22 protein-coding genes are annotated in these 22,615 nt (G+C 38.7%); 7 read left to right on the top strand and 15 right to left on the bottom strand.

Annotation, left to right across the window (positions count from 1 at the left end):
* Together acadL and SOI81_RS05455 are read right to left on the bottom strand one after the other, a co-directional pair.
* Complete coding sequence (gene acadL / locus SOI81_RS05460) at positions 1 to 1,146, bottom strand: acyl-CoA dehydrogenase family protein (protein WP_239975110.1); 1,146 nt, start codon at positions 1,144 to 1,146, stop codon at positions 1 to 3.
* 164 nt (positions 1,147 to 1,310) lie between these two features.
* Complete coding sequence (locus tag SOI81_RS05455) at positions 1,311 to 2,669, bottom strand: dicarboxylate/amino acid:cation symporter (RefSeq protein ID WP_320541349.1); 1,359 nt, start codon at positions 2,667 to 2,669, stop codon at positions 1,311 to 1,313.
* A gap of 503 nt (positions 2,670 to 3,172) precedes the next feature.
* Between SOI81_RS05455 and SOI81_RS05450 the strand changes: the two genes are divergently transcribed.
* A complete protein-coding gene (locus SOI81_RS05450) occupies positions 3,173 to 4,177 on the top strand; it encodes a glycosyl transferase family protein (RefSeq protein WP_320541348.1) in 1,005 nt (334 codons plus the stop codon).
* A 202-nt stretch (positions 4,178 to 4,379) separates the two neighbouring features.
* Here the strand turns inward: SOI81_RS05450 and SOI81_RS05445 are convergent, their stop codons facing one another.
* Positions 4,380 to 4,652 (bottom strand): YeaC family protein, encoded by a 273-nt coding sequence (locus SOI81_RS05445; protein WP_002118245.1) that lies wholly within the window; start codon positions 4,650 to 4,652, stop codon positions 4,380 to 4,382.
* Complete coding sequence (locus SOI81_RS05440) at positions 4,649 to 5,557, bottom strand: NAD(+) kinase (protein ID WP_016145893.1); 909 nt, start codon at positions 5,555 to 5,557, stop codon at positions 4,649 to 4,651. The genes SOI81_RS05445 and SOI81_RS05440 overlap by 4 nt, the downstream gene beginning before the upstream one ends.
* A 185-nt stretch (positions 5,558 to 5,742) precedes the next feature.
* On the opposite strand from SOI81_RS05440, the gene mrcB reads away from it, so the two are divergent.
* A complete protein-coding gene (mrcB, locus tag SOI81_RS05435) occupies positions 5,743 to 8,139 on the top strand; it encodes a penicillin-binding protein 1B (protein WP_320541347.1) in 2,397 nt (798 codons plus the stop codon).
* Positions 8,140 to 8,160: 21 nt separating this feature from the next.
* A complete protein-coding gene (locus SOI81_RS05430; RefSeq protein ID WP_224991384.1) occupies positions 8,161 to 8,709 on the top strand; it encodes a tetratricopeptide repeat protein in 549 nt (182 codons plus the stop codon).
* A gap of 25 nt (positions 8,710 to 8,734) precedes the next feature.
* Here SOI81_RS05430 and SOI81_RS05425 read toward each other — a convergent pair whose 3' ends face one another.
* The gene (locus SOI81_RS05425; RefSeq protein ID WP_320541346.1) at positions 8,735 to 9,631 is read right to left on the bottom strand and encodes an NUDIX domain-containing protein; all 897 of its coding nucleotides are present in this window, start codon (positions 9,629 to 9,631) and stop codon (positions 8,735 to 8,737) included.
* 136 nt (positions 9,632 to 9,767) lie between these two features.
* Here SOI81_RS05425 and hemP point away from each other — a divergent pair, with 136 nt between their 5' ends.
* Positions 9,768 to 9,938, top strand: a complete 171-nt coding sequence (gene hemP, locus SOI81_RS05420; RefSeq protein WP_002118129.1) for a hemin uptake protein HemP — start codon at positions 9,768 to 9,770, stop codon at positions 9,936 to 9,938.
* A 72-nt stretch (positions 9,939 to 10,010) separates the two neighbouring features.
* Here the strand turns inward: hemP and SOI81_RS05415 are convergent, their stop codons facing one another.
* The 4 genes from SOI81_RS05415 to SOI81_RS05400 form a co-directional block, all read right to left on the bottom strand.
* Entirely contained in the window at positions 10,011 to 11,351 is a 1,341-nt protein-coding gene (locus SOI81_RS05415) for a sensor histidine kinase (protein ID WP_320541345.1), read from the bottom strand.
* Positions 11,348 to 12,010: a response regulator transcription factor gene (locus SOI81_RS05410; protein WP_005073466.1), complete on the bottom strand. Its 663-nt coding sequence runs from the start codon at positions 12,008 to 12,010 to the stop codon at positions 11,348 to 11,350. The genes SOI81_RS05415 and SOI81_RS05410 overlap by 4 nt, the downstream gene beginning before the upstream one ends.
* Positions 12,011 to 12,114: 104 nt before the next feature.
* Positions 12,115 to 12,474, bottom strand: a complete 360-nt coding sequence (locus SOI81_RS05405; protein WP_239967223.1) for a NirD/YgiW/YdeI family stress tolerance protein — start codon at positions 12,472 to 12,474, stop codon at positions 12,115 to 12,117.
* Positions 12,475 to 12,554: 80 nt separating this feature from the next.
* On the bottom strand, positions 12,555 to 14,312 hold the full coding sequence (locus SOI81_RS05400; protein ID WP_320541344.1) for a GspE/PulE family protein: 1,758 nt from the start codon (positions 14,310 to 14,312) through the stop codon (positions 12,555 to 12,557).
* Positions 14,313 to 14,567: 255 nt separating this feature from the next.
* On the opposite strand from SOI81_RS05400, the gene SOI81_RS05395 reads away from it, so the two are divergent.
* Positions 14,568 to 15,839 carry an MgtC/SapB family protein gene (locus tag SOI81_RS05395; protein WP_239975101.1) on the top strand — a complete coding sequence of 424 codons (1,272 nt, stop codon included), beginning with the start codon at positions 14,568 to 14,570 and terminating at the stop codon, positions 15,837 to 15,839.
* Positions 15,840 to 15,846: 7 nt separating this feature from the next.
* Here the strand turns inward: SOI81_RS05395 and tsaA are convergent, their stop codons facing one another.
* Positions 15,847 to 16,581, bottom strand: coding sequence for a tRNA (N6-threonylcarbamoyladenosine(37)-N6)-methyltransferase TrmO (gene tsaA, locus SOI81_RS05390; protein WP_239975100.1), 735 nt, complete (start codon positions 16,579 to 16,581; stop codon positions 15,847 to 15,849).
* Between the two features lie 101 nt (positions 16,582 to 16,682).
* Here tsaA and SOI81_RS05385 point away from each other — a divergent pair, with 101 nt between their 5' ends.
* Together SOI81_RS05385 and abeS are read left to right on the top strand one after the other, a co-directional pair.
* Positions 16,683 to 17,462 (top strand): ferredoxin--NADP reductase, encoded by a 780-nt coding sequence (locus SOI81_RS05385; RefSeq protein ID WP_016140480.1) that lies wholly within the window; start codon positions 16,683 to 16,685, stop codon positions 17,460 to 17,462.
* A gap of 337 nt (positions 17,463 to 17,799) precedes the next feature.
* Entirely contained in the window at positions 17,800 to 18,129 is a 330-nt protein-coding gene (gene abeS / locus SOI81_RS05380) for a multidrug efflux SMR transporter AbeS (protein ID WP_003650669.1), read from the top strand.
* A gap of 72 nt (positions 18,130 to 18,201) precedes the next feature.
* On the opposite strand, the gene hisP is transcribed toward abeS, so the two are convergent.
* From hisP to SOI81_RS05355, 5 genes are all read right to left on the bottom strand, one after another.
* Positions 18,202 to 18,978, bottom strand: a complete 777-nt coding sequence (gene hisP, locus SOI81_RS05375) for an ABC transporter ATP-binding protein (protein WP_239975099.1) — start codon at positions 18,976 to 18,978, stop codon at positions 18,202 to 18,204.
* A 9-nt stretch (positions 18,979 to 18,987) separates the two neighbouring features.
* On the bottom strand, positions 18,988 to 19,701 hold the full coding sequence (hisM, locus tag SOI81_RS05370) for an ABC transporter permease (RefSeq protein WP_239975098.1): 714 nt from the start codon (positions 19,699 to 19,701) through the stop codon (positions 18,988 to 18,990).
* Positions 19,698 to 20,387, bottom strand: coding sequence for an ABC transporter permease (hisQ, locus tag SOI81_RS05365; RefSeq protein WP_239975097.1), 690 nt, complete (start codon positions 20,385 to 20,387; stop codon positions 19,698 to 19,700). Before hisQ ends, hisM begins: the two co-directional genes overlap by 4 nt.
* Positions 20,388 to 20,478: 91 nt before the next feature.
* Complete coding sequence (gene argT / locus SOI81_RS05360) at positions 20,479 to 21,264, bottom strand: ABC transporter substrate-binding protein (protein WP_239975096.1); 786 nt, start codon at positions 21,262 to 21,264, stop codon at positions 20,479 to 20,481.
* Positions 21,265 to 21,438: 174 nt separating this feature from the next.
* A complete protein-coding gene (locus SOI81_RS05355) occupies positions 21,439 to 22,467 on the bottom strand; it encodes a LysR family transcriptional regulator (RefSeq protein WP_224991394.1) in 1,029 nt (342 codons plus the stop codon).
* Positions 22,468 to 22,615: the final 148 nt, after the last annotated feature.

The raw sequence follows: 22,615 nt of genomic DNA, 5'->3' as shown, positions 1-22,615 counted from the left end.
CTAGGCTTTGCCAATTAATCCACGTGCTACGATTTCTTTCATAATTTCGTTTGTACCACCGTAAATACGCTGGATACGGGCATCTACAAAGAAACGTGAAATTGGGTATTCAGTCATATAACCATAACCACCGAAAAGTTGTAGTAAGTTATCAGCGACTTTCATTTGCATATCACTACTGAAACTTTTCAATGCTGCAGCCGTTTCTACATCTAGTTTACCTTCTTGATATAAGGCAACGTTTCTTTCATAGAAAGCTGCTGTTGCAAGCTCATCAATTTTTGCTTGTGCTAAAACAAAACGAGTATTTTGGAACTGTGAAATAGGTTGACCAAATGCTTGGCGCTCTTTTACATACGCTGTTGCCAAATCAATTGCACCACGAATTGCCCCAATTGCAGTAGATGCAATGGCTGTACGTTCACGAGGTAACTCTTGCATTAAATAAGCAAAACCTTGCCCAGCTTGACCGAGTAACTGGTCTTTAGGCACTTTTACATTGTCAAAAAATAGTTCAGAAGTATCTTGAGAATGCAGGCCGATTTTGTCGAGATTTGTGCCTTTTTTAAAGCCTTCTAAATGCGTATCTGCTAATAGTAACGATACACCTTTGGCACGCGCTTGAGGATCTGTTTTTACTGCGAGTACAACAAGATCAGCATGTTGTCCATTTGAAATAAAGGTTTTTGAACCATTTAATAAATAGTGATCGTCTTGCAAAATGGCGCTGGTACGCATTGATTGTAAATCCGAACCTGCTCCCGGTTCAGTCATGCCGATTGCACCCACAACCTCGCCTGTTACCATTTTCGGCAACCAGTATTGTTTTTGCTCTTCTGTCCCGATATGTAAAATATACGGTGCAGCAATTTCAGAGTGGCAAGAAATCGCTGTTGATAATGCACAAAAACCAGCACGTGCAGATTCTTCAACTAACATTAATGAATAATAGGTTGGTACACCGTAACCACCATATTCTTCTGGGACATCCACACATAAAAAGCCATTTTCGCCCAGTTGACTCCAGACAGAACGCGGCATAATTCCTTCACGCTCCCATTGGTCGTAATGTGGCGCAATATGCTCACTCAAAAAACGTTTAAAATTATCACGGAATAATTCTAAATCTGCATCGTATGCCAACATAATATTTTCCTTCAGCTTTATTGTTTTATCGAATCTCATTGCTGTGCATGCTAATCATTTTTTTAGCAACTGTCATGGCATAGCCGCTCATTAAAACTGTACTTTTCAGTCAGCCAATAAAAAAGGAAGCCTAAAGCTTCCTTTTTTATATAGGTTTATTTGAATTAATCTAGACCTTCAGCGACTTGAGGAGTTTTTTGTTCCATCATTTTTCTGTCGACTTCATCTGGATTATTCAAAGCATCATTCAACTTATCTTTATCTAAAGCACCGACCCATTTTGCGACGACTATCGTTGCTAAAGAGTTACCTACAAGATTGGTTAATGCGCGTGCTTCTGACATGAAACGGTCAATACCTAAAATCAATGCCAAACCTGCCACTGGAATATGACCAACAGCAGATAAAGTTGCTGCCATCACAATAAAGCCAGAACCTGTTACACCCGCTGCACCTTTAGATGAGATTAAGAGTACTAGTAACAAAGTAATCTGATGCTGAATATCAAGCTGTGTATTTGTTGCCTGAGCAATAAAGATTGCAGCCATGGTCAAATAAATTGAGGTACCATCAAGGTTAAATGAATAACCTGTCGGTATCACTAAACCAACTACAGATTTTTCACAACCTGCAATTTCAAGTTTACGCAACATGCGAGGCAAAACTGATTCAGAAGAAGATGTACCAAGTACAATTAATAACTCTTCACGAATTAAGCGAATCATCTTAAGGATACTAAATCCGCTAACACGGCTGATTGTACCCAAGATCAAGAAGATGAAGAGTAAACACGTAATATAGAAGCAGATAATGAGCTGCCCTAATTGTACAAGTGAACCAACACCATATTTACCGATAGTGAATGCCATCGCACCAAATGCACCAATCGGAGCCAATTTCATGACCATATTCACAATGTTAAAGAACACATGTGCAACTTGATCAATAAATTTTAAAACTGGACGTCCGGCATCACCTAACTTATGTAAAGCAAAACCAAAAAGAATTGCAAAAAGAAGGACTTGTAAGATTTCACCATTTGCAAATGCACCAACAACCGTATCTGGGATGATGTGCATTAAGAAATCAATGGTAGATTGTGACTCACCAGAACTGACGTATTTTTGAATGCCCGAAGTATCAAGAGTAGTAGGGTCAACATTCATCCCTACACCCGGTTTAGCAATGTTAATTACAACAAGGCCAATTAGAAGTGCAATTGTTGAAACGATTTCAAAGTATAACAATGCAACGCCGCCAGTTTTTCCGACTGACTTCATGCTTTCCATACCAGCAATACCGCTTACAACGGTACAGAAAATAACTGGAGCGATGATCATCTTGATCAAACGAATAAAGGCATCACCTAATGGCTTGAGTTTCTCACCTAAACCTGGGATATGTTGTTCAACACCATTGACAATTTGCGTGGAGCTTGGAGAAAAATGTCCCACCAAGATACCTGCAATAATCGCAATAATCACCTGAAAATAAAGTGATTTATAAATCGGTTTTTTAGCCATAACTTTACTTCAATCTATATTTCCAAGTCCGTTGGAAATACCAAAATGAAACGTCTATTCTTTACGAATACACAGCCCTAACCTTTCACATTAACACCGCAAAAGGGAAATGGTTTTTTGTGAACAAAAAACCTTCCTACTACCTCAATGAAAACAAAATAGATGTTTTCTAAAACAGGAGAATACCTGAAGTTTCTAACCACTTTGAGTAGCTAGAAATAACCTCTTACTTTTTCAATAAAAAGCTGAAGATATAGGAGAATCACATAAAATTATGATATGAGTGCTCAAAAAAGCACGAGAAAGTGTACTCGAATTAAATAACGATTCGGTTAAATTTTTAGCTGATACGCATAAAAAACACTCAGGCAATCCTAAGACTTTAGTATAAGAAACACTTTTGATATTTTTTCAGCAGTTTTTTATGTCATATTGATTAAATACTTGTGGACATTTCATTTTGAGCTGCCTACATCCCATCATTTTTATTGTTTTGAACTACGATGAATACTAAACGTAATATCTATAAAGATGCTGAACATCCCTTTGCTCAATATGTCCGTATTTTAGGTAAGGGGAAAACCGGATCTCGCTCTTTAAGCTACGAAGAAGCCTATCAAGCATTTACCATGATTTTAAAAGGTGAAGTTTTAGATGTGCAGTTAGGCGCATTTTTAATGTTACTTCGGGTTAAAGAGGAATCTATTGAGGAACTTGCAGGATTCGTACAAGCGACCAAAGACCAGCTTCATTTTGAACCTCTAGACGTCGATTTAGACTGGTCATCTTATGCAGGTAAACGAAAACACTATCCATGGTTTTTGTTAGCCGCTCTTACACTTGCACAGCATGGTCATAAGATTGTTATGCATGGCGCGTCAGGTCATACGCTTAACCGTGTTTATACCGAGCAAGTTTTAGAATATCTTGGTTATCAAATTTGCCATTCTGAACAAGAAGTTCGCACTCAATTAGCAGAGCAAAATTTCGCTTACTTACCCTTAGAGGTAATTTCACCAGTTTTAAGCGAACTGATTTCTCTAAGAAATGTCATGGGATTACGTTCACCAATTCATACTTTAGCCCGATTAATTAATCCTTTTAATGCCAAGGCCACCTTACAAGCAATATTCCACCCGGCCTACAGAAGTTCCCACCAACATAGTGCATTCCGCTTAGGCTATCAAAATAGCGCAGTCATTAAAGGTGAAGGTGGTGAGTTTGAACGAAATCCAGATGCCAAAACACTCATCTGTGGCATTAAAAATGGTGAACTCTATGAACATGAGTTGCCAAAGCTCACGCCAGAACGAAGCCCAATTGAAGAAGAGCTAGATTTAGCTACTTTTAAGGCAGTATGGCTTGGTCAACAGCACCATGAATATGGGGAAATGGCAGTAACAGAAACCATCGGAATCGCGCTATATACCATGGGAGTTATTGCTAGTTTTGAAGAAGCGATGCAAAAAGCAAAAGTGTTATGGGAAACACGTAATTCAAGCCAATAAAACTAATATAAGATCATACAGCCTTGTATTGCATGTTTTTCTTATATTGCTACATATAGGCAATACTTACTTTTCAAAGATGAAAAGTAACAAAAATCTTTTGTTGAGCAAACAGTACTTCCTTGTACTGTTGCTCAACTGGCGACATCCATGTCGCCCACGCGATAGCAAATGCTAAATAAGATTTATTCTGAAAGTGATTTCAAACAAAACGAATTGGTTTAAATTCAGGTTCATGCTTGTGATGATCATCATCACACTCTTCACCTTCTTCTTTCGTTCCACGGTCAATATAACCGCTACGCTGATCTTCTGGTAAGTTTTTTAACTCCCAAGCAATCACAGCTTGCATACAAGTCTCACGCTGCTCTTTTGTTAAAACAACGCCATTTGGCCATTTACCAATCTCTACTGCTGTTTTTAAACGCTCTACAATTTCAGGGTTTAAAACAGATAGCATTTGTTCAATATTCATGATTCATCTCTTTGAAAAGATTCAAAATCTTGGTTCCAACCAAGTTTGGTACGGCAGGCCATATAGAAATCATAACCTGGTGGATGCAATAAACTTAGTTTAAATGGGTGTTTACGAATGTGTAAACTGTCTCCAACATTGAGCGAGACACTATGTTGTCCATCTGCACTCACCATTGGTAATACCCGATTTTCGCGAATAACGATTTTAATTTCGCTTTGACCACCAACTACGATAGGTCGTGATGACAATGTATGGGGATGCATTGGAACTAATGCAATAGCATCCATACTTGGATGTAAAATTGGTCCACCACCTGACAAAGCATAAGCTGTCGATCCGGTTGGGGTCGAAACAATTAAACCATCACTATGTTGGCGATAAACATATTGACCATCAATATTAAGCTCGAAGTCAATCATGTGTACCGATTTGCCCGAATGCAAAACGACATCGTTTAAAGCAATCGCATCATAAATCACTTCACCATTTGTTCTTACTTCCATTTCCAGTAAGAAACGACGGTCAAGTTGAAAATGTCCTTGAAGCACTTGGTCGAGTTTGAAAATAGCTTCTGAAGGTTTGATATCAGTTAAAAAACCTAATCGCCCTCGGTTAATGCCAATTACAGGCGTATTGTAGCGAACTAAAGCTCTTGCAGCGTGGAGTAATGAACCATCCCCTCCTACTACTATGACCAAATCAGCAACTTCACCTAATAAATGACGGCTCACTACCTGTGCATGGTCATAAGGCACTAATTCAGCAGTTTCCTGATCAAAAATGGGGTTTAAGCCTAGGTTCAACAAATGATCATGAATTAAACATAGTGTTTCTACAACTGATGATTTATCTGGTCGACCGATTAACCCGACGTTTCTGAAGGACTTATGTGAAATTTGCACGAATGAGTAAGCTCCGCTGCGATACTTGCCTATAATAACATTAACCTGATTAATTTAAAAAAACATAACTACAAGATGCTGTAAAATTCAATCTAAGTTTTCTAATTATTCACAGTTTTATCATTGCAAATTGATGACAAGCTATCGCATCATTACAGGCATTGTTAGGGTTTTATCTCATTTTTATGAAGTTTGAACGTGGTATCGGTTTCTTTGCACTAATCTTTTCCATTTTGGTCATTGGTGCTTTTATTGCTCTTAGTATCTATCTGATTCGTCTAGATAATATTATCCGTGAAAAATTTGAAGGGCAACGGTGGGATATTCCTGCCAAAGTGTTCGCACGACCTTTAGAAATTTATAACAATGCGCCTATTACCCAAGCAAACTTCACTCAAGAATTAAAACTTTTGGGTTACAAAGCTTCAAGTAATTATGACAAGTCTGGAACGTATGTTGCTCAAGGTAGCAATATGTATATCCACACGCGTGGTTTTGATTACGGCGATAGTGTTGAACCAGAACAGGTACTAGAGTTAAGTTTTGCAAATGATCAAGTTGCTGAGGTTCGTAGCACAAAACCCTCTTCAACAGGTGTTGCACGATTAGAACCTTTATTAATTGGAGGGATCTATCCTCAACATAATGAAGACCGTGTTCTAATTAAACTGAATAAGGTTCCTAAACCACTCATTGAAGCTTTAATTTCAACAGAAGATCGTAATTTCTATCATCATCACGGAGTTTCAATTCGTGGTACTGCTCGTGCATTGGTGAGTAATATTACAGGCGGAAAGCGTCAAGGTGGTTCCACCCTAACTCAACAATTAGTTAAAAACTTCTACCTTACACCTGAACGCACCTTAAAACGTAAAGTTAATGAAGCATTAATGGCTTTGCTCATTGAGCTACATTACAGCAAAGGTGAAATTTTAGAAGCCTATTTAAATGAAGTAAATTTGGGCCAAAATGGTAGCTACTCAATTAATGGCTATGGTTTGGCTTCACAATTTTATTTTGGTTTACCATTACGTGAACTGAATGTTTCACAACAAGCTTATTTAGTCGGTTTGGTGCAAGGTCCTTCTTTATATAATCCTTGGAAAAACCCTGAAGGTGCGAAAAAACGCCGCGATACCGTGTTAAATAACATGCGTGTAATGGGTTATTTAACTCAATCAGAATATGAAGATGAAATTGCACGTCCTTTAAATGTGCTAAGTAAACCAAGTTTAGGTCCTGCAAAATTCCCAGACTTTTTAGATATTGTGCGTCGTCAATTACGTACAGAATATCAAGAAAGTGATTTAACTAATCAGGGTTTACGTATTTTTACGACTTTAGACCCAATTACTCAAACGCAAGTTCAAAATGCTTTTAAAGCTTCTGTAGATCGCTTGGCAAATAGTAATCCATCACGTTTGAAAAATTTACAAGGTGCTGTACTCATTGCGCATCCTGAAAATGGCGAACTGGTTGCAGCAGTTGGCTCTACACAAGACTTTACTGGTTTCAACCGTGCGTTAGATGCAAAACGTCAAGTCGGTTCTTTATTGAAACCTGTAATTTATTTAAGTGCTATTGAATCAGGACGCTACAACTGGGCAACCCAAATTGAAGACGCACCAATTAGTGTTCCTGTAGATGGTGGTAAAAGCTGGACGCCTAAAAACTATAGTGGTGGCGGACATGGCATTGTAAGCTTGAGTGAAGCATTAGCAAACTCATATAACCTATCGGCTGTACGCTTGGGTCAAGAGTTTGGTTTATCTACTTTTACCAATAATTTAAGAAAATTTGGTGTCGAGTCAACAATTCCTGCCTACCCTTCTATTTTCCTTGGGGCAGTCAATATGTCACCAATGGAAGTATTGGGAATCTATGAGAACTTCGCTACAGGTGGTTTTAAATATCCAACACGTGCGATTCGATCTGTCGTAGATGCCAACGGCCGCCTACTTGATCGTTATGGCCTTAATGTTCAACAAACAATTGATCCATCTGTTGGCTATATCATGAATTATGGCCTACAACAGGTCATGTCTTCAGGTACGGGTCGCTCAGCTTATAACAGCTTATCTCCAGCTTTAAAATTGGCAGGTAAATCAGGTACGACTAACGATACACGTGACTCATGGTTTGCGGGTTACTCAGGTAATCACGTTGCTGTAGTTTGGTTAGGTTTAGATGACAACAAAGTAACAGGATTAACGGGTTCATCTGGTGCGTTGCCAGTATGGATTAATGTGATGAAACAATTACGTCAAACCCCTGTGAATCTACGTCAACCAGACACTGTACAGTGGCAGTGGATTGACCGTGCAACTGGTGATTTATCTGCTCAAGCTTGTGATGGTGCTATGTATATTCCAATGTTAACGCATACGGTTCCGCACCGCGCTACCCCGTGTGGAGCACCTTATTATCAAGTTGATCCAACATATACACCACAAAGTGATAACACAATTCCTGAATCTCAGGATGATAATACCGACAGTTATATTCGTGAAAGTGAAAACCAGATGGAACAAGATCTGGCAAACAACACGCATGTAATATCGAGTGGTAGTTATAACAACTAAGCGTTAACAGGAAATTAGGATATGTTGAAGAAAGGTGTTTTTTATATTGGTGCTGTTCTTATGGTTGGCTGTACAACTTTGCCTGATCATTCTGACTCCAAACAGAAAACACCTACTCCTCCTGTTAAAAAGACGGAAACTCCATCAGGCGTAAAAATTACGCCTTATGACCATCCGGAAATTCAACGCAAAAATTTACAGGTGATTGTTCCTCAGCAAAAAAAGCCTCAACATTTTAGTGATGATGGCAGCCAGCTACCGGCATTTAAAGTGTTAATGCAAAAAACGCAGCAGGCTTATAAAAACCAGCAATGGTCAGAGGCTGAGCGCTATGCACTTCAAGCACAGCGTTTAGCACCGCAAGCAGCTGAGACTTATTTATTTCTTGCACTTACGGCAAATCATAAACAACAATATTCTAATGCTGAGTCTTTAGCACGACGTGGTTTGAGCTTTGCCCAAAGTCAGCCAATGAAAAAGCAGCTTTGGTTGGTCATCTTAAAAGCTGGTCAACAACGCAATAATCAAAAAACTGTTCAAGAAGCACAGCAAGCATTAAAAGCCCTTTAGCTTTTAATGCTTATTTATTTTCTCATTAGAAATTACGAATACCCGCTAAGCCATATGCACCATGCTGCTGTGCAGTGGCTAAATCGTCCGGATGTACTCCCCCTAAAGCAAAAACCGGAATCTGGCTATTTTGGGCAAGCTCACTAAAACGCTCCCAACCTAATGCCACAGCTTCGGGATGAGTCGCTGTTGTTTTTACAGGACTAATAAAAACAGCATCACAACCAATCTGCTGAGCCTGTTTTAAAGAAACTGCATCATGACAAGCGGCAATATATCGCACCCCCACTGTTAAATCGCCTTTATGCAAATTCATGAGTTGAGATTGTTTTAAATGAACGGTCTTAATCTGTTTTTGTAATTCAGGGCTTAATTGCTGCCAGATATCTACATTTATAATTAAATTTGATCGTTGCCCTTCATCTAAAGCAGTTAATTGCTCTATATACTGCGGTTCAAATTCTTCAATACGCCAATACAATAAGACATCACTGTTTTCTAGAGGTTTAAGCGTATTGCTAATTTTGATGAGATGAGGCCAATAGAGTCGTTTTATGATGTTTTTATTGGCTTTAGGGAAGTTTAAATGAAGTAGCTGATCACGTGTGTACCATGCCCATGGTTGGTGAATAAGATTTAATAACTCATCAGGTACATAACTATGGAACAAATGAAGGTTGACGATAATGTCATCATATTCATGGTGAATATAATTAAACTGATGCCAATCTTTTAAACCAATACCCACCTCTTCATAGATTTCACGGCGGCAGGCTTCTTCTGGCGTTTCACCCTGCTCAACCTTTCCTCCGGGAAACTCATGCTTTCCGCCTTGATGTTGCTCTTCTTGGCGCCATCCAACTAATATTTTTCCACGATGAATTAAGATAGCTATTGCGACATCAACAATCGGTTTGGGCATTTTTCTACTCTCTAAAACTTTTCTCAAGTGTAAGCAAATTTTATCATTTTATAAAATCTTAAAAATCTCATTGACAGATCTATTCGATAATGATTATCATTTAAATCGTTCAAGAACATACCACGGAGCACAACAAATGAACGCACCTTTTAGCTTATTTACTCGTAACAATGACACAGCTCACGCCTTACCAATGTTACATTCTAACAACCTATTTGCATTAGGCCGTGAAATCCGCATTATGCATGCTGGCGAGGAATATCGTTTACGCCTCACTCGCAACAATCGTCTAATTTTAACTAAATAAAAAATACACTCGCGTTTCAATAATATTCGTGGGAAAACAAAAAATGGATAGCATGGGTAACCATGCTATTTTTTATGAAGGAAGAATAATCTCTGCCCTCAGACCACCTTGTTCGGCATGCATAAAATGTAATGTGCCATTATGCAATTCAATAATTTTTCGCGTAATTGAAATTCCTAACCCAGAACCTTGCTGCTGAGTACCGAGTACCCGAAAAAAACGCTGCCCTAATCGTAGCAACACCTCATCATCCACCCCATTTCCCGTGTCTTCAATTGACACCTTAATTTGCTGTTCATGACGACCAATCTCAACATGAATAGAGCCTAAATTCGGGCTATAACGAATGGCGTTATCAAATAAATTTCTAAAAGCAATAAATAGTAATTCTTCATTTGCAAACGTTTTAGTTTCTGTCGATAAAGTATTTGTCTCTATCAACATCTGTTTAGCTTTCGCATCTAAATCTACAGTTTCAATAACTCTTGCCAGTAAGTAATTTAAATCGATAACTGTCTTAGGAAGTTGTGGCTGCTCAGCTTCATTCGGTTCCAAACGAGCAAGCAGGAGTAAATTTTCAAGTATCTTTGTACTTCTAGAAACGTCTTCTTGTATACGTTCAAAATCTTGATGAAGCTCCGGAAGATGCTGGTATTTACGCTGTAAAACTTGAAGACGCATTTGTATGGCGGATAACGGAGAACGTAGCTCATGCGAAGCATCTGCGGTAAAACGCTGTTCAGCAACGAGAGCCCTTTGCAATCTTGCAAGCAACTGATTTAAAGCATCTATAACAGGTTGAATTTCTGTAATGACATCTGGTTCTTGAATTGGTTCTAAATTTGATGCAGTTTTTTGAGCAATTCGCTTCGAAAGTAAATTTAGTGCAGCCAATTGATGCCCGGTACGCCAACTTACAATCACCCATTGCAGCAGCCAGAACAACACCATAAGGCCGCTATATCCGGCAAGTGCTTTAAGTACCTCTTCAACACGTGTACTCATTGGTTGAAAAACTTCAACTTGTAGTTGAGAGTCTTCTTGTTGTGCAGCCAGACTACGCCATAATTGACCATCAAACCAAAAATATGAGAATCCTTCTGACAAGTTACCCTGTTCAAAAAGTTCATGCTGATAGCTATGAGAATGGGTCAATACTTGGCCTGTGTTTAATAACTCATATTGAATATCAAATTCATCACTCAGCTCATCAAACTGTTTCATGGAGTGTCCAGAAAGGTCAGAAACCAGCAAAGTATCTGAAATTTCATCCATGATTTCGTCTTGCACTGACATGTTGTGATAGATCGAAAATATGGTGAGTAAACTTAATGCCAACAGCCCCACCACAACGCTGCTCCACATCGTGGTTTTAACCAGTTGCGACTGTAAGGATGAGCGATTCGATTTCATTTTAAATCTCCCATACGGTAGCCTAGCCCCCGTATGGTTTTAATACTGCTACTTCCAATTTTTTTTCGAAGCTGATAAATAAATACTTCAATCGCGTTACTTTCAATTTCTTCACCCCATGCATAGAGTGCTTCTTCTAATTGATCACGGGTAATAATATGCTCGGGATGTACCATAAGCTTACGTAATATCTGAAATTCTTTTGCCGTTAAATCGATAGACTTTCCAGCACTTAATACAACTTTTGCTTGTGTGTCGAGTTGCAGATCGCCCCACGTTAAAATTGATTGCTGACTCAAAGTTTGTTTGCGTAATTGAGCGCGGATGCGAGCCGATAATTCTTCTAAACTAAAAGGCTTAACCAAATAATCATTTGCGCCTAAATCTAGCCCCTCTACCCGATCATGAATGCTGTCACGTGCAGTAATAAAAATAACAGGAACATTTTTTTGTTTATGGCGGATCGTTGTTAAAACCTTTTCACCAGCCAGTTGAGGTAGCCCCCGATCAAGTAAAATACAGTCATAATCATGCTGTTCGATTGCCGTAAGTGCATAGTCACCTCTTTCAACCCAGTCTACTTGATAACCGTCTAACTCTAACCATGATTGAATGCTTTCAGCTTGAGAGCGATCATCTTCTGCAAGCAAAATTCTCATCTATTTTTCCTATTATATCCTGATTTGATCTTGCCAAGCCTTTATAAAAAAAGCAAAGCCGCATGATTTAAATGCGGCTAAAAGTAGATCTACAGACTCATGAATTAAAACTGAACTTGATCCACATCAATTTCTACGCGTTTTAAAGGTTTATAATCAATGTCTACTTCACCAATTAAAGTTACATTTGTATTGGCTGAAATAGGACGACCTTGCCAAAGTTCATCATCTACATCAATTGTAATGCTACCCGTCTTGTCAAGAAATTGATATTTTTCATCACCTAAAGACTTTACAACCTGACCATGTAACTTGATCGGTGTATTGTCTTTTGAGGTTAATGCCTGTTTGACCGTTGTAACAGTTGCTGGAGCAATTGCAGCTTGATTCACTGGTGTATTCGCGACAACTACGCCAGCAGCAGTCATACCAGCAGTCATCAACATTACTTTAAGCATATTCATATTATTACCCTCTGTTTATGGTTCCCTCTTGGGATAAAGCAATTAAATCAAGCATAAATGAGGTGAATCTTAAGAAAAATTTAATTTAATGGCACAACCCGCAATACCTCTTCTAATGTCGTAAGCCCTTCAATCACCTTACGGGCCCCAGCAATTCTTAAAGGTTCTATACCTTCTTTTTTAGTTTGAGTTCTCAAATCATTTAACGTCCCATGACTGCTAATAAGATGCTTAAGCTCAAGACTGACTGGCATAAATTCATAAATACCAATTCGCCCCTTATAACCTGTATGACGACATTCTTCACAGCCTACTGCTTGATAAACTGTTTCAGGCATTTCCATAATATAGTCAAATGTTAGGTGTTCCCACTCGTCCTCATTAATATGAGTTTTTTGTTTACAAGGGGGGCAAAGCTGTCGTACTAAACGCTGTGCAAGAACACCTAAAATTGTTGCGGCAGTCAGAAATGGTTGTACACCCAAATCATGCAAACGAGTCAAACTAGACGGCGCATCATTGGTATGTAAAGTTGATAATACTAAATGCCCTGTTAATGCTGCCTGAATCGCCATATTTGCCGTGTCTTGGTCACGAATTTCACCAATCATAATAATGTCTGGGTCTTGTCGCATCAGCGCACGCACGCCATCTGCAAAACCTAATTCAATTGCATTATTCACCTGCATTTGGTTAAAACTAGGCTCTAGCATTTCAATCGGATCTTCAATAGTACATACATTGACCTGCTCAGTTGCGAGCTGTTTTAAAGAAGAATATAGCGTAGTTGTTTTACCTGAACCTGTAGGACCGGTAACCAAAATAATGCCGTGGCTATTTTTTGTTAATTGTTGCCACTGTTGTAATAAACGCTCTTCAAAACCCAATTGCTGAAAAGAACGCACCAGCACATCAGGATCAAAAATTCGCATGACCAGTTTCTCACCAAATGCTGTTGGTAAGGTTGATAAACGTAATTCGGTTTCTTGCCCTTTAGGTGTCCGTGTTTTTAACCGGCCATCTTGTGGTTTACGTTTTTCCGCTACATTCAAACGTCCTAAAATTTTAATCCGAGAAATCACGGCGGTCAGTGTATTTGAAGGCATGTTATAAATGGTGTGCAAAACGCCATCAATACGGAACCGGACTTTACCATTGTCTTTACGTGGTTCCATGTGAATATCACTGGCACTCTGCTCAAATGCGAACTGTAAAATCCAGTCGACCAATTTAACAATATGCTGATCATTAGCATCTGGGTTTTGACTATCACCAAGCTGCAAAAGCGCTTCAACATTTTTACTGTCACGGTCATGCGCTGCATCTTTTTGAGCCGAGTTTACTGCGCGACTCACTTGATAATATTCTCGCAAATAACGCTGTAACTGTTCGGGATTAAGCAGTACCCGTTCAATTTTTTTAGGCGCTAGACTTCGTTCAAGGTTATTGAGCCAATCTGTTTGAAATGGTTGATCTGTTCCAATCACGATTCGGTCAGCATGAATTTCAACAGCTAAAATATGATTGCGAATGGCAAACTCTTGTGACATGACCTGCGTTAAAGCGCTGACATCGGCCTTTAAAGGATCGATCACAAATAGAGGTAGCTGAACCCGATCTGCAAACCATAAACATAAGCGGTTTAAACTTAAATGAGCGTGTGTATGCTGCTGATCTTTTAAATTAAAATGTGCAATCCACTGTAAAGGGTGCCACTTTAACTGGTCTTTTTGGCGGTGGCTTGACTGTACCAGTAATTTATCTCGTTCTGTTATACGGCCTTCTTGTAATAGTTGTTCTAGACACCAATACGTGTCTATTTCTACATGTGCATTCATGCGTTATCCCCAATATATTTTTATAATATAGCAGAGATGATTTAGATTTAAATATCCTTCAACTTCAATTAATTAAACCAATTCTCAACTTAATATTTTTTTGTGTCATAGGTCATATTTATAAAAATATTTTCTACCTAGTTTTGTCTAAAAAAGACACTATTCTCACTGTAATAAAAAGCATAAACTGAATATGAATACATGATTTTAAAATGATTCAAATCTACATATAACAATAAGCAAAGAGGAAGTAATATGGAACTTCCAATGACAATGTCATTACAAACAACATCATTTGAAGAATTTATTACGGTGATTGCCGCTGCGCTCGGTTGTGGTTTATTAATTGGTTTAGAACGTGAACGAAGCAAGCTTAAACATGAATATAAAACCTTTGCCGGATTCCGATCTTTTGCCATTAGTGCATTACTTGGAGCGATTTGTTTTTTATTTGGCACTGAAATTGGAATTGTAGGCGCCCTTCTCATTGGGGCTATTAGTATCGTTTCCCTCAAAAATCAGCCGAATGACCCAGGTGTGACCACAGAACTCGCCTTTATTATGACTTATTTCATTGGGGGAATTTGCATTTGGAATATTTCGCTCGCTGCTGGCTTAGCTGTGATCATGACGATTATTTTATTTGCAAAGCAGTCTATGCATGGCATTGCCAGTCAGTGGATTACCGAAACGGAATTGCGTGATGGTATTTTTCTACTTGCCTTACTTCTAATTGCTCTACCTTTAGTACCCAATAAACCCTTTTGGGGTCCAGTTTTAAATCCTCATGTGATTTTAAAATTACTGACTTTGATCTTATTTGTACAAGCACTCGCTCATATTGCGAAACGACTTTTGTCATCTAAAAATGCCCTATTACTTTCTTCTCTAGCTTCAGGATTTGTTTCTAGTACAGCGACGATTGCCAGTTTAGGTTTAGAAGTACGCTCTGGCAAAGCCAATGCAACGACAAATGCAGGTGCTGCGTTAATGTCATGCGTCTCCACACTGATTCAAACCTTAATTATTGTGATCGGTATTAGCTTTGCTTGGTTTAAGCTAATTATCTTTCCGACACTTATTGCATTAGTAGTTTTATCAGTATGGGCCTTTATTTTATTACGTAAAGCAGAACCTAGTACGGCTTCGCCCGAGCTTGACTCAAGAATGTTCAGCTTAAAAGAAGCCATTATTATTGCAGGTACACTTACCCTTATTCAGGCAGGTGTTTATGGTTTAAGTCTATCTTTAGGCGATGCTGGATTAATCGCGGGGACCTTACTCGCATCTTTGTTTGAAATACATGCAGCAATTGCGGCAGTTATTGTGCAAGGTGAACCTGATAGCGCACATATGACACCTTTACTCATTGCCTTTTTAGGAGGTTTCGCAGTTCATGCACTTGCCAAAAGTGTGAACTCCGCAATTTCGGGGGGGCTGCACTATGCACTTGCTTTCGTTCCCGCCCAACTCATTCATATGGCTATTTTTATTAGTTTACTTTGGCTCAATATCCATTGGTTTTAAAAAATTTCTATTGTGCAAGCGAAGAAGTCTTCACCGCATCAACCACAGTAACTACAAATTGATCGACCTTAAAATGAATATCAAAGTTTGAAAATTTCATTTTATAGATTCGTTCAGCGTCTTCTTGATAGGCTGGTCGAGGATCTAAAGCTAAGACTTGCTCAAGCTCATCAATATATTGAGAATTCATTTCATTATTTTTTAAAAAATATTTTTGTGCTGTTAATGCAGCTTCCCCCCAAATGACTGCCTTCCGTTCTGGTTCTGCATGGGCATAACCACTTTGTGCATCGCTAATTGCATCAGAATATTGAATATAAGGCTTAATATCTAAAATTGGAGTGCCATTTAATAAATCGCTTCCTGTGATATAGACGCGGACAGCCTTCCCCACTTTTTCCACTTTATTAAGTTTTACGACTGAAAGACCTATAGGAGAAGGTCTATACATGCTACGTGTAGCAAATACGCCTATTTTTTCATTGCCCCCTAAACGTGGCGGACGAACCTGTGGACGAAATTTATCGGCACTCCCCTGATTTTTATTATCATGAAACTGCCAAACTAACCAGAGATGACTGAACTGCTCAATTCCCTCAAATGCTAGCAAGTCGTTATATGGTTCTACCATGTCAATATAAGACTCAATATTGACCAAATTAGGCTGGCGTGGAATACCAAATTTTTCACGATAAGGAGAACACATGTAGCCAATTATGGGGAAGGTGACAGAGTTGATCATCACTTTTTCTTATAAACACAATTAAATATATTCAGTTTATCGGGAATGAAATTAGATTAGAATAGCAATCTGTTTTCTTTTAATCGTGATCGAGACCTTTAATGGCTGCTTTTAACGTTGAACGCATTACTCATGTTCACCACTGGAATGACACTCTTTTCAGTTTTAAAACTACACGCGACACCAGCTTACGTTTTAAAAATGGTCAGTTCGTAATGATCGGACTTGAAGTGAATGGCAAACCGTTAATGCGTGCATATTCGATTGCAAGTGCAAACTACGAAGAAGAGTTAGAGTTCTTCTCAATTAAAGTACAAGACGGTCCTTTAACTTCGATTTTGCAAAAAGTACAAGTTGGTGATGAAATTTTAGTTTCTAGAAAACCAACAGGTACTTTGGTTCATGATGACCTTTTACCAGGTAAAAATTTATATCTTTTATCTTCTGGTACTGGTCTTGCACCATTCTTATCAATTATTCGTGACCCAGAAACTTACGAACGCTTTGAAAAAGTAATCGTTGTTCATGGTACACGTTATATTTCTGAATTAGCTTATCAAGACCTTATCTTGAATGAATTGCCAAATCACGAATTCTTTGAAGAGTTAGGCATTAAAGACAAACTTGTTTACTACCCTACAGTAACTCGTGAGCCTTTCCACACTCAAGGCCGTGTAACAACTGCAATTGAAACTGGCGCTTTATTTGAAAAAATTGGTTTACCACGCTTCAACCGTGAAACTGACCGCGCAATGCTTTGCGGTAGCCCTGCATTCTTGAAAGATGTTGCTGCATTACTTGACCAACATGGTTTAGTTGAATCACCTCGTATGGGTGAAATGGGCGACTATGTGATTGAACGTGCGTTCGTAGAAAAATAATTTTTTCTAGAAATAAAAAACCGAGGCAAAGTCCTCGGTTTTTTTATGTCTGTTTAGAGAAATTTAAGACGCTAAATTTACTCGGCTAATCTATTTCTTAAAAAGTCTAGAGTAAATCAAACTAAAGTCGCTGATCCTCTTAAATAACTATGCAGATCAATGTTTAAATTAAACGAATAAATAGCTGAGACCACATAGCTAGTGATAAAATCAATTTATCAGTTCAGTTTGATTTACTGGTAATTTTGTACCAAAAAAATTAAACAATCGTTAAAACTGCCAAACCATTTCAACATTTCATGTAGATTGATTAAAACTCATTCTGGCGCAACTTCCCATGTCTTATCTTTATTTAGCAATTGCGATTGCTTGTGAAGTCATTGCAACTTCAGCTTTAAAAGCATCTCAAGGTTTTACTGTTCCTATTCCATCCATCATTACAGTGGTGGGCTATGCAATTGCTTTTTATTTATTGTCCCTGACTTTAAAAACAATTCCGATAGGGATTGCATATGCCATTTGGTCAGGTGCAGGTATTATTTTAATTTCCGCAATTGGCTGGATATTTTACAAACAGCATTTAGACTTGGCAGCGTGCATTGGTCTTACTTTAATGATCGCGGGTATTATCATTATTAATGTGTTTTCTAAAAATACTCATCTTTAAACTATAGCTAAAACAACCGAGTAAGATACAAATCCTTGTTTAAAAAAATTCACCTTACTCGGTATGAACAACTTATTTCAAACTACCCGTCAAAAATTGCTTTAAACGCTCACTTTTTGGGTTATTGAGCACTTCATCAGGATGACCTTGTTCCTCAATTTTCCCCTGATGCAAAAAAATCACTTGATTAGATACATTGCGCGCAAAGCCCATTTCATGTGTGACCACAATCATGGTGCGCCCTTCTTCCGCCAAGCCTTGCATAACTTTAAGTACTTCACCTACCAACTCTGGGTCAAGTGCACTGGTTGGCTCATCAAACAACATCACTTCCGGTTCCATAGCCAAAGCACGAGCAATTGCTACACGTTGCTGCTGACCACCAGATAAAAATGTCGGATATTTACTTTCAACGCTTTCAGGTAATCCAACTTTGCGTAGATATTTGCGTGCACGCTCTTCAGCCTCAGCACGTTTAACCCCAAGTACATGAATTGGTCCTTCAATGACATTTTCCAGCACTGTCATGTGTGACCACAAATTAAAATGCTGAAACACCATCATGAGCTGGGTACGCATTTTTTGTAGTTGCTTTGGGTCAACGACTTTTAAATTGCCTTTTTTATCAAAGACTGTGTGTAGTTTTTCACCATTAAGTTTAATAGTGCCATTACTGGGTTGTTCCAAAAAGTTAATACAACGCAGCAAGGTACTTTTACCTGAACCAGATGAACCAATGATACTAATGACATCACCAGCATTTGCATCAAGTGATATTCCTTTTAGTACTTCATGATCGCCAAATGTCTTATGTAAATCGCGAATCACTAGTTTTACAACGTGTTCCATTTATGTCTCCTAATGATTCGATGGTTTTAAAAATGCCAGCCAACGTTTTTCAAGCCGACGAAATATCCAAATCAAAATAAATGCCAATACGGCATACAACACCGCGGCAATCCCAAAAGCATTGAAGGTGTCATAGGTTGCTGCATTCACATCACGCGCAATTTTCAAAATGTCAGGAACTGTTGCTGTAAATGCAATAGTTGTCGCATGTAACATTAAAATGACTTCATTGCCGTAAAATGGTAAAGCACGGCGCAACATCGACGGGATGATAATACGGGTATAGCGTTTCCATTTCGACATACCGAAAGCTTGTGCAGCCTCTATCTCACCATGTGGAATAGAACGGATCGCTCCAGCGAAGATTTCAGTGGTATATGCACTAGTATTGAGCGCAAATGCCAAAATGGTACAATTTATGCCTTCTCTAAAAAATGCATCGAGTGTCTGATGTTCATGGATGTAATCAAAGCTGTAAATGCCTGAGTAAATAATCAGTAGCTGGATGTACAGTGGTGTGCCACGAAAAACATAGGTAAACAACCAGACTGGACCACGCAACCAAAGATTTTCTGATACACGTGCAAGCGATAAAGGCACAGCAAGCACAAACCCAATACCAATAGATAACACCAATAACCAAGTAGTCATCGCTACCCCAGTCATTTGAAAACCATCTGTCCAAAGGTATGCCTGCCAATATTGTTGAAGGATTTCAATCATAATTGTCCCTTCCTCACACCAGCAGAATAACGACGTTCAAGCCCCATTAAAATCAGGTTCGACACTGTGGTAATTGCCAAATAGATCGCAGCAGCCACGATACTGAAAAAGAACAATTGCATGGTATTTCTACCGGCATCTTGCGAGATTTTTACAATATCAGTCAGACCAATAATTGAAACCAATGCGGTTGCCTTAATCAAAACTTGCCAGTTATTACCAATACCCGGTAACGCAAAACGCATCATTTGAGGGAATAATACTCGGTGAAAAACCTGCCAAGGAGTCATACCATAGGCCATTGCTGCTTCAATTTGTCCTCTTGGAACCGATTGAAATGCACCACGAAAGGTCTCGGTAAAATATGCACCATAAATGAACGCTAAAGTAATCACACCAGCCACAAACGGGTTGATATCAATTTGATCCATTTGCAAGGCTTCAGTAATTTGGTTTAGGCCCAACTGCAAGCTATAAAATAACAACAGCATAATGACCAAATCAGGCACACTACGGATGAGTGTGGTATAGGCTGTCGCAATGTAACGTAAGATTTTAATATTAGAGAGTTTTGAGCTCGCACCAATTAAGCCAATAATCACAGAAAGCAAAAGTGACAACAGCGCAAGCTGTATGGTCATCCATGTACCGCTGAGAAGGAGTGGCCCATAGCCAGAAAAAAACATGACTCCTCTTCTCCTTAAAAACAATATCTAATATTGATAAGATGAGAATAGATCTAAAAATGTCGGCTTAAAGCCGACATTTTTCACATCATTAGTAAATGCTAAAGGAGAAATATTTTTTCTCGAGTTTCTTATATGTGCCATCTGCAATGATTGCAGCTATTGCTTTATTAATGTTAGCTTTCAAATCTGCATCTTCTTTGCGTAAGCCAATCGCCGCGCCTACACCCAGTGTTTTTGCATCAACCACATTGCCACCAACAAAACCGAAGTTTTTGCCTTTTGGTTGTTTTAAGAAAGCACCATCAACCATAATTGCATCTTGTAAGGTTGCATCCAAACGTCCTGACATCATGTCTTGGTAAATCAAATCTTGGACTGGATAAGGTACAACAGTTACACCTTTTGGTGCCCAATAGGTTTTAGCATAAGTTTCTTGAATTGTGCCCTGTTGTACGCCCACACGTTTACCCTTCAATGATGCAGCGGTCGGTAATAACGGTGAACCTTTTTTTGCAACCATACGTGTTGGCGTATTGTAGATTTTGCTAGTAAATGCAATTTGTTTCCCACGTTCATCCGTGACTGTCATTGATGAAAGAATGCCATCAAACTTTTTCGCTTTAAGTGCCGGAATCATCCCGTCAAAAGAGTTCTCAACCCAAACACATTTGGCTTTGAGTTTTGCACAAATAGCATTCCCTAAATCAACATCAAAACCAGTTAACTTGCCATCTGGTGTTTTATATTCAAATGGTGCATAAGACGACTCAGTACCAAAACGAATCACCTTCCAATCCTTTGCTTGAACATTCGTCGCAACAGCAGCCAAAACTAAAGTTGTTGAAACGAATATTTTTTTCATAAAGCTTGCCATCTTGAAGCTTCTCCTTAAAATCCCAATAAGGTGATAAAAACTTGAGTATTTCTAACTTACTCTTCTGCCGAAATAATTGCAATTTCTATACCATAAATTAAGGATTTATGAAGATGACTAAACAGTGGATTGTATTAACTGATTAATTGTTGAAAAATCACTCAAAATATGAAGCTAATTTTTGAGTGCATAGGCTTCTGCCATATTTTCATTTTCGACCAAGGTCCTAATGGTATATTCATGGTTATGTTCTTTGGCAGTGGCAAATTCACATTTCTGATCCCATAACATTGAGCAACCACTTAGCAACGGACAACCTGCAAATAATTCGGCTACCCAATCAACAAACACTCGAACTTTAGGCGATAAATGACGGTTTTGTAGATACACAACTGATATTGGCATAGGTGCAGGCAACCATTCAGTCAGTACTTCTTTGAGCGTACCTTCTTCTAGATGTTTCGCCACCATGTAATACGGGCATTGAATTAAGCCAAAACCTTGGACTGCCAAATCAACATAGGAGTCGCCATCGTTGACAGAAACACGCCCCTTTACACCAACACTATGAATTTCGCCATCCACCATAAAATCCCAGTCGATATTGCGTCCGGTACGGCTGTTAAAATAATGCACGACTTGATGCTGCTTTAAGTCATCAATAGTTTTTGGTTCACCATGCTCTGCCAAATAACGGGGTGCAGCAACCGTCACACACTGAATTGTTCCAATACGACGTGCAACCAAACTTGAATCTTTCAACTGACCAATACGGATGACACAGTCCACCGCATCTTGTACCAAATCGACTGGACGATCACTCATTCCAATTACCAAATCAATATCTGGATAACGTGTATGGAAGTCACAGAGCATTGGAATTAAGATCATGCGCCCAATCGAAGCTTTAACATCAATACGCAGACGGCCTCTTGGTCCACGTTCCGAATCATGAAAATTTGATTCTACGTCTTCGACATCGGCTAAAATTCGTGAAGTACGTTCATAATAAACTGCCCCATCTGGTGTCAAACTAAGTTTACGAGTCGTTCGGTTAAGCAACCTAACTTGTAAATGTTTCTCTAAACCCTGGATGGTTGTCGTCACAGAAGCACGCGGTAAACCCAAACTATCAGCTGCTAAACTGAAACTATTTGTTTCGACAACTTTATTGAATACTCTCATGGCATGAAATAGATCCACACGCACACTCCTATTAATGCGTTTTATTTAACTCAAACACATCAATTATTATAAAAATACGAATAGTGTTATCAAATTTAATATATTTATTCGTGATTGACAAACTTTTATGCTCCGTCCATCCCATAAACCCTGTTTCTCCCATACG

The organism is Acinetobacter pittii, assembly GCF_034067285.1.
Lineage (GTDB): Bacteria > Pseudomonadota > Gammaproteobacteria > Pseudomonadales > Moraxellaceae > Acinetobacter > Acinetobacter pittii_E.
The sequence above is the reverse complement of the archived record's forward strand: the minus strand, read 5'-3'. Positions and strand labels throughout refer to the sequence as shown.

Bases quoted from the DNA above. Each gene is read 5' to 3' on its own strand.
- acadL (WP_239975110.1), bottom strand. From the start codon at position 1,146: ATGTTGGCATACGATGCAGATTTAGAATTATTCCGTGATAATTTTAAA.
- SOI81_RS05455 (WP_320541349.1), bottom strand. From the start codon at position 2,669: ATGGCTAAAAAACCGATTTATAAATCACTTTATTTTCAGGTGATTATT.
- SOI81_RS05450 (WP_320541348.1), top strand. From the start codon at position 3,173: ATGAATACTAAACGTAATATCTATAAAGATGCTGAACATCCCTTTGCT.
- SOI81_RS05445 (WP_002118245.1), bottom strand. From the start codon at position 4,652: ATGAATATTGAACAAATGCTATCTGTTTTAAACCCTGAAATTGTAGAG.
- mrcB (WP_320541347.1), top strand. From the start codon at position 5,743: ATGAAGTTTGAACGTGGTATCGGTTTCTTTGCACTAATCTTTTCCATT.
- SOI81_RS05430 (WP_224991384.1), top strand. From the start codon at position 8,161: ATGTTGAAGAAAGGTGTTTTTTATATTGGTGCTGTTCTTATGGTTGGC.
- SOI81_RS05425 (WP_320541346.1), bottom strand. From the start codon at position 9,631: ATGCCCAAACCGATTGTTGATGTCGCAATAGCTATCTTAATTCATCGT.
- hemP (WP_002118129.1), top strand. From the start codon at position 9,768: ATGAACGCACCTTTTAGCTTATTTACTCGTAACAATGACACAGCTCAC.
- SOI81_RS05415 (WP_320541345.1), bottom strand. From the start codon at position 11,351: ATGAAATCGAATCGCTCATCCTTACAGTCGCAACTGGTTAAAACCACG.
- SOI81_RS05410 (WP_005073466.1), bottom strand. From the start codon at position 12,010: ATGAGAATTTTGCTTGCAGAAGATGATCGCTCTCAAGCTGAAAGCATT.
- SOI81_RS05405 (WP_239967223.1), bottom strand. From the start codon at position 12,474: ATGAATATGCTTAAAGTAATGTTGATGACTGCTGGTATGACTGCTGCT.
- SOI81_RS05400 (WP_320541344.1), bottom strand. From the start codon at position 14,312: ATGAATGCACATGTAGAAATAGACACGTATTGGTGTCTAGAACAACTA.
- SOI81_RS05395 (WP_239975101.1), top strand. From the start codon at position 14,568: ATGGAACTTCCAATGACAATGTCATTACAAACAACATCATTTGAAGAA.
- tsaA (WP_239975100.1), bottom strand. From the start codon at position 16,581: ATGATCAACTCTGTCACCTTCCCCATAATTGGCTACATGTGTTCTCCT.
- SOI81_RS05385 (WP_016140480.1), top strand. From the start codon at position 16,683: ATGGCTGCTTTTAACGTTGAACGCATTACTCATGTTCACCACTGGAAT.
- abeS (WP_003650669.1), top strand. From the start codon at position 17,800: ATGTCTTATCTTTATTTAGCAATTGCGATTGCTTGTGAAGTCATTGCA.
- hisP (WP_239975099.1), bottom strand. From the start codon at position 18,978: ATGGAACACGTTGTAAAACTAGTGATTCGCGATTTACATAAGACATTT.
- hisM (WP_239975098.1), bottom strand. From the start codon at position 19,701: ATGATTGAAATCCTTCAACAATATTGGCAGGCATACCTTTGGACAGAT.
- hisQ (WP_239975097.1), bottom strand. From the start codon at position 20,387: ATGTTTTTTTCTGGCTATGGGCCACTCCTTCTCAGCGGTACATGGATG.
- argT (WP_239975096.1), bottom strand. From the start codon at position 21,264: ATGGCAAGCTTTATGAAAAAAATATTCGTTTCAACAACTTTAGTTTTG.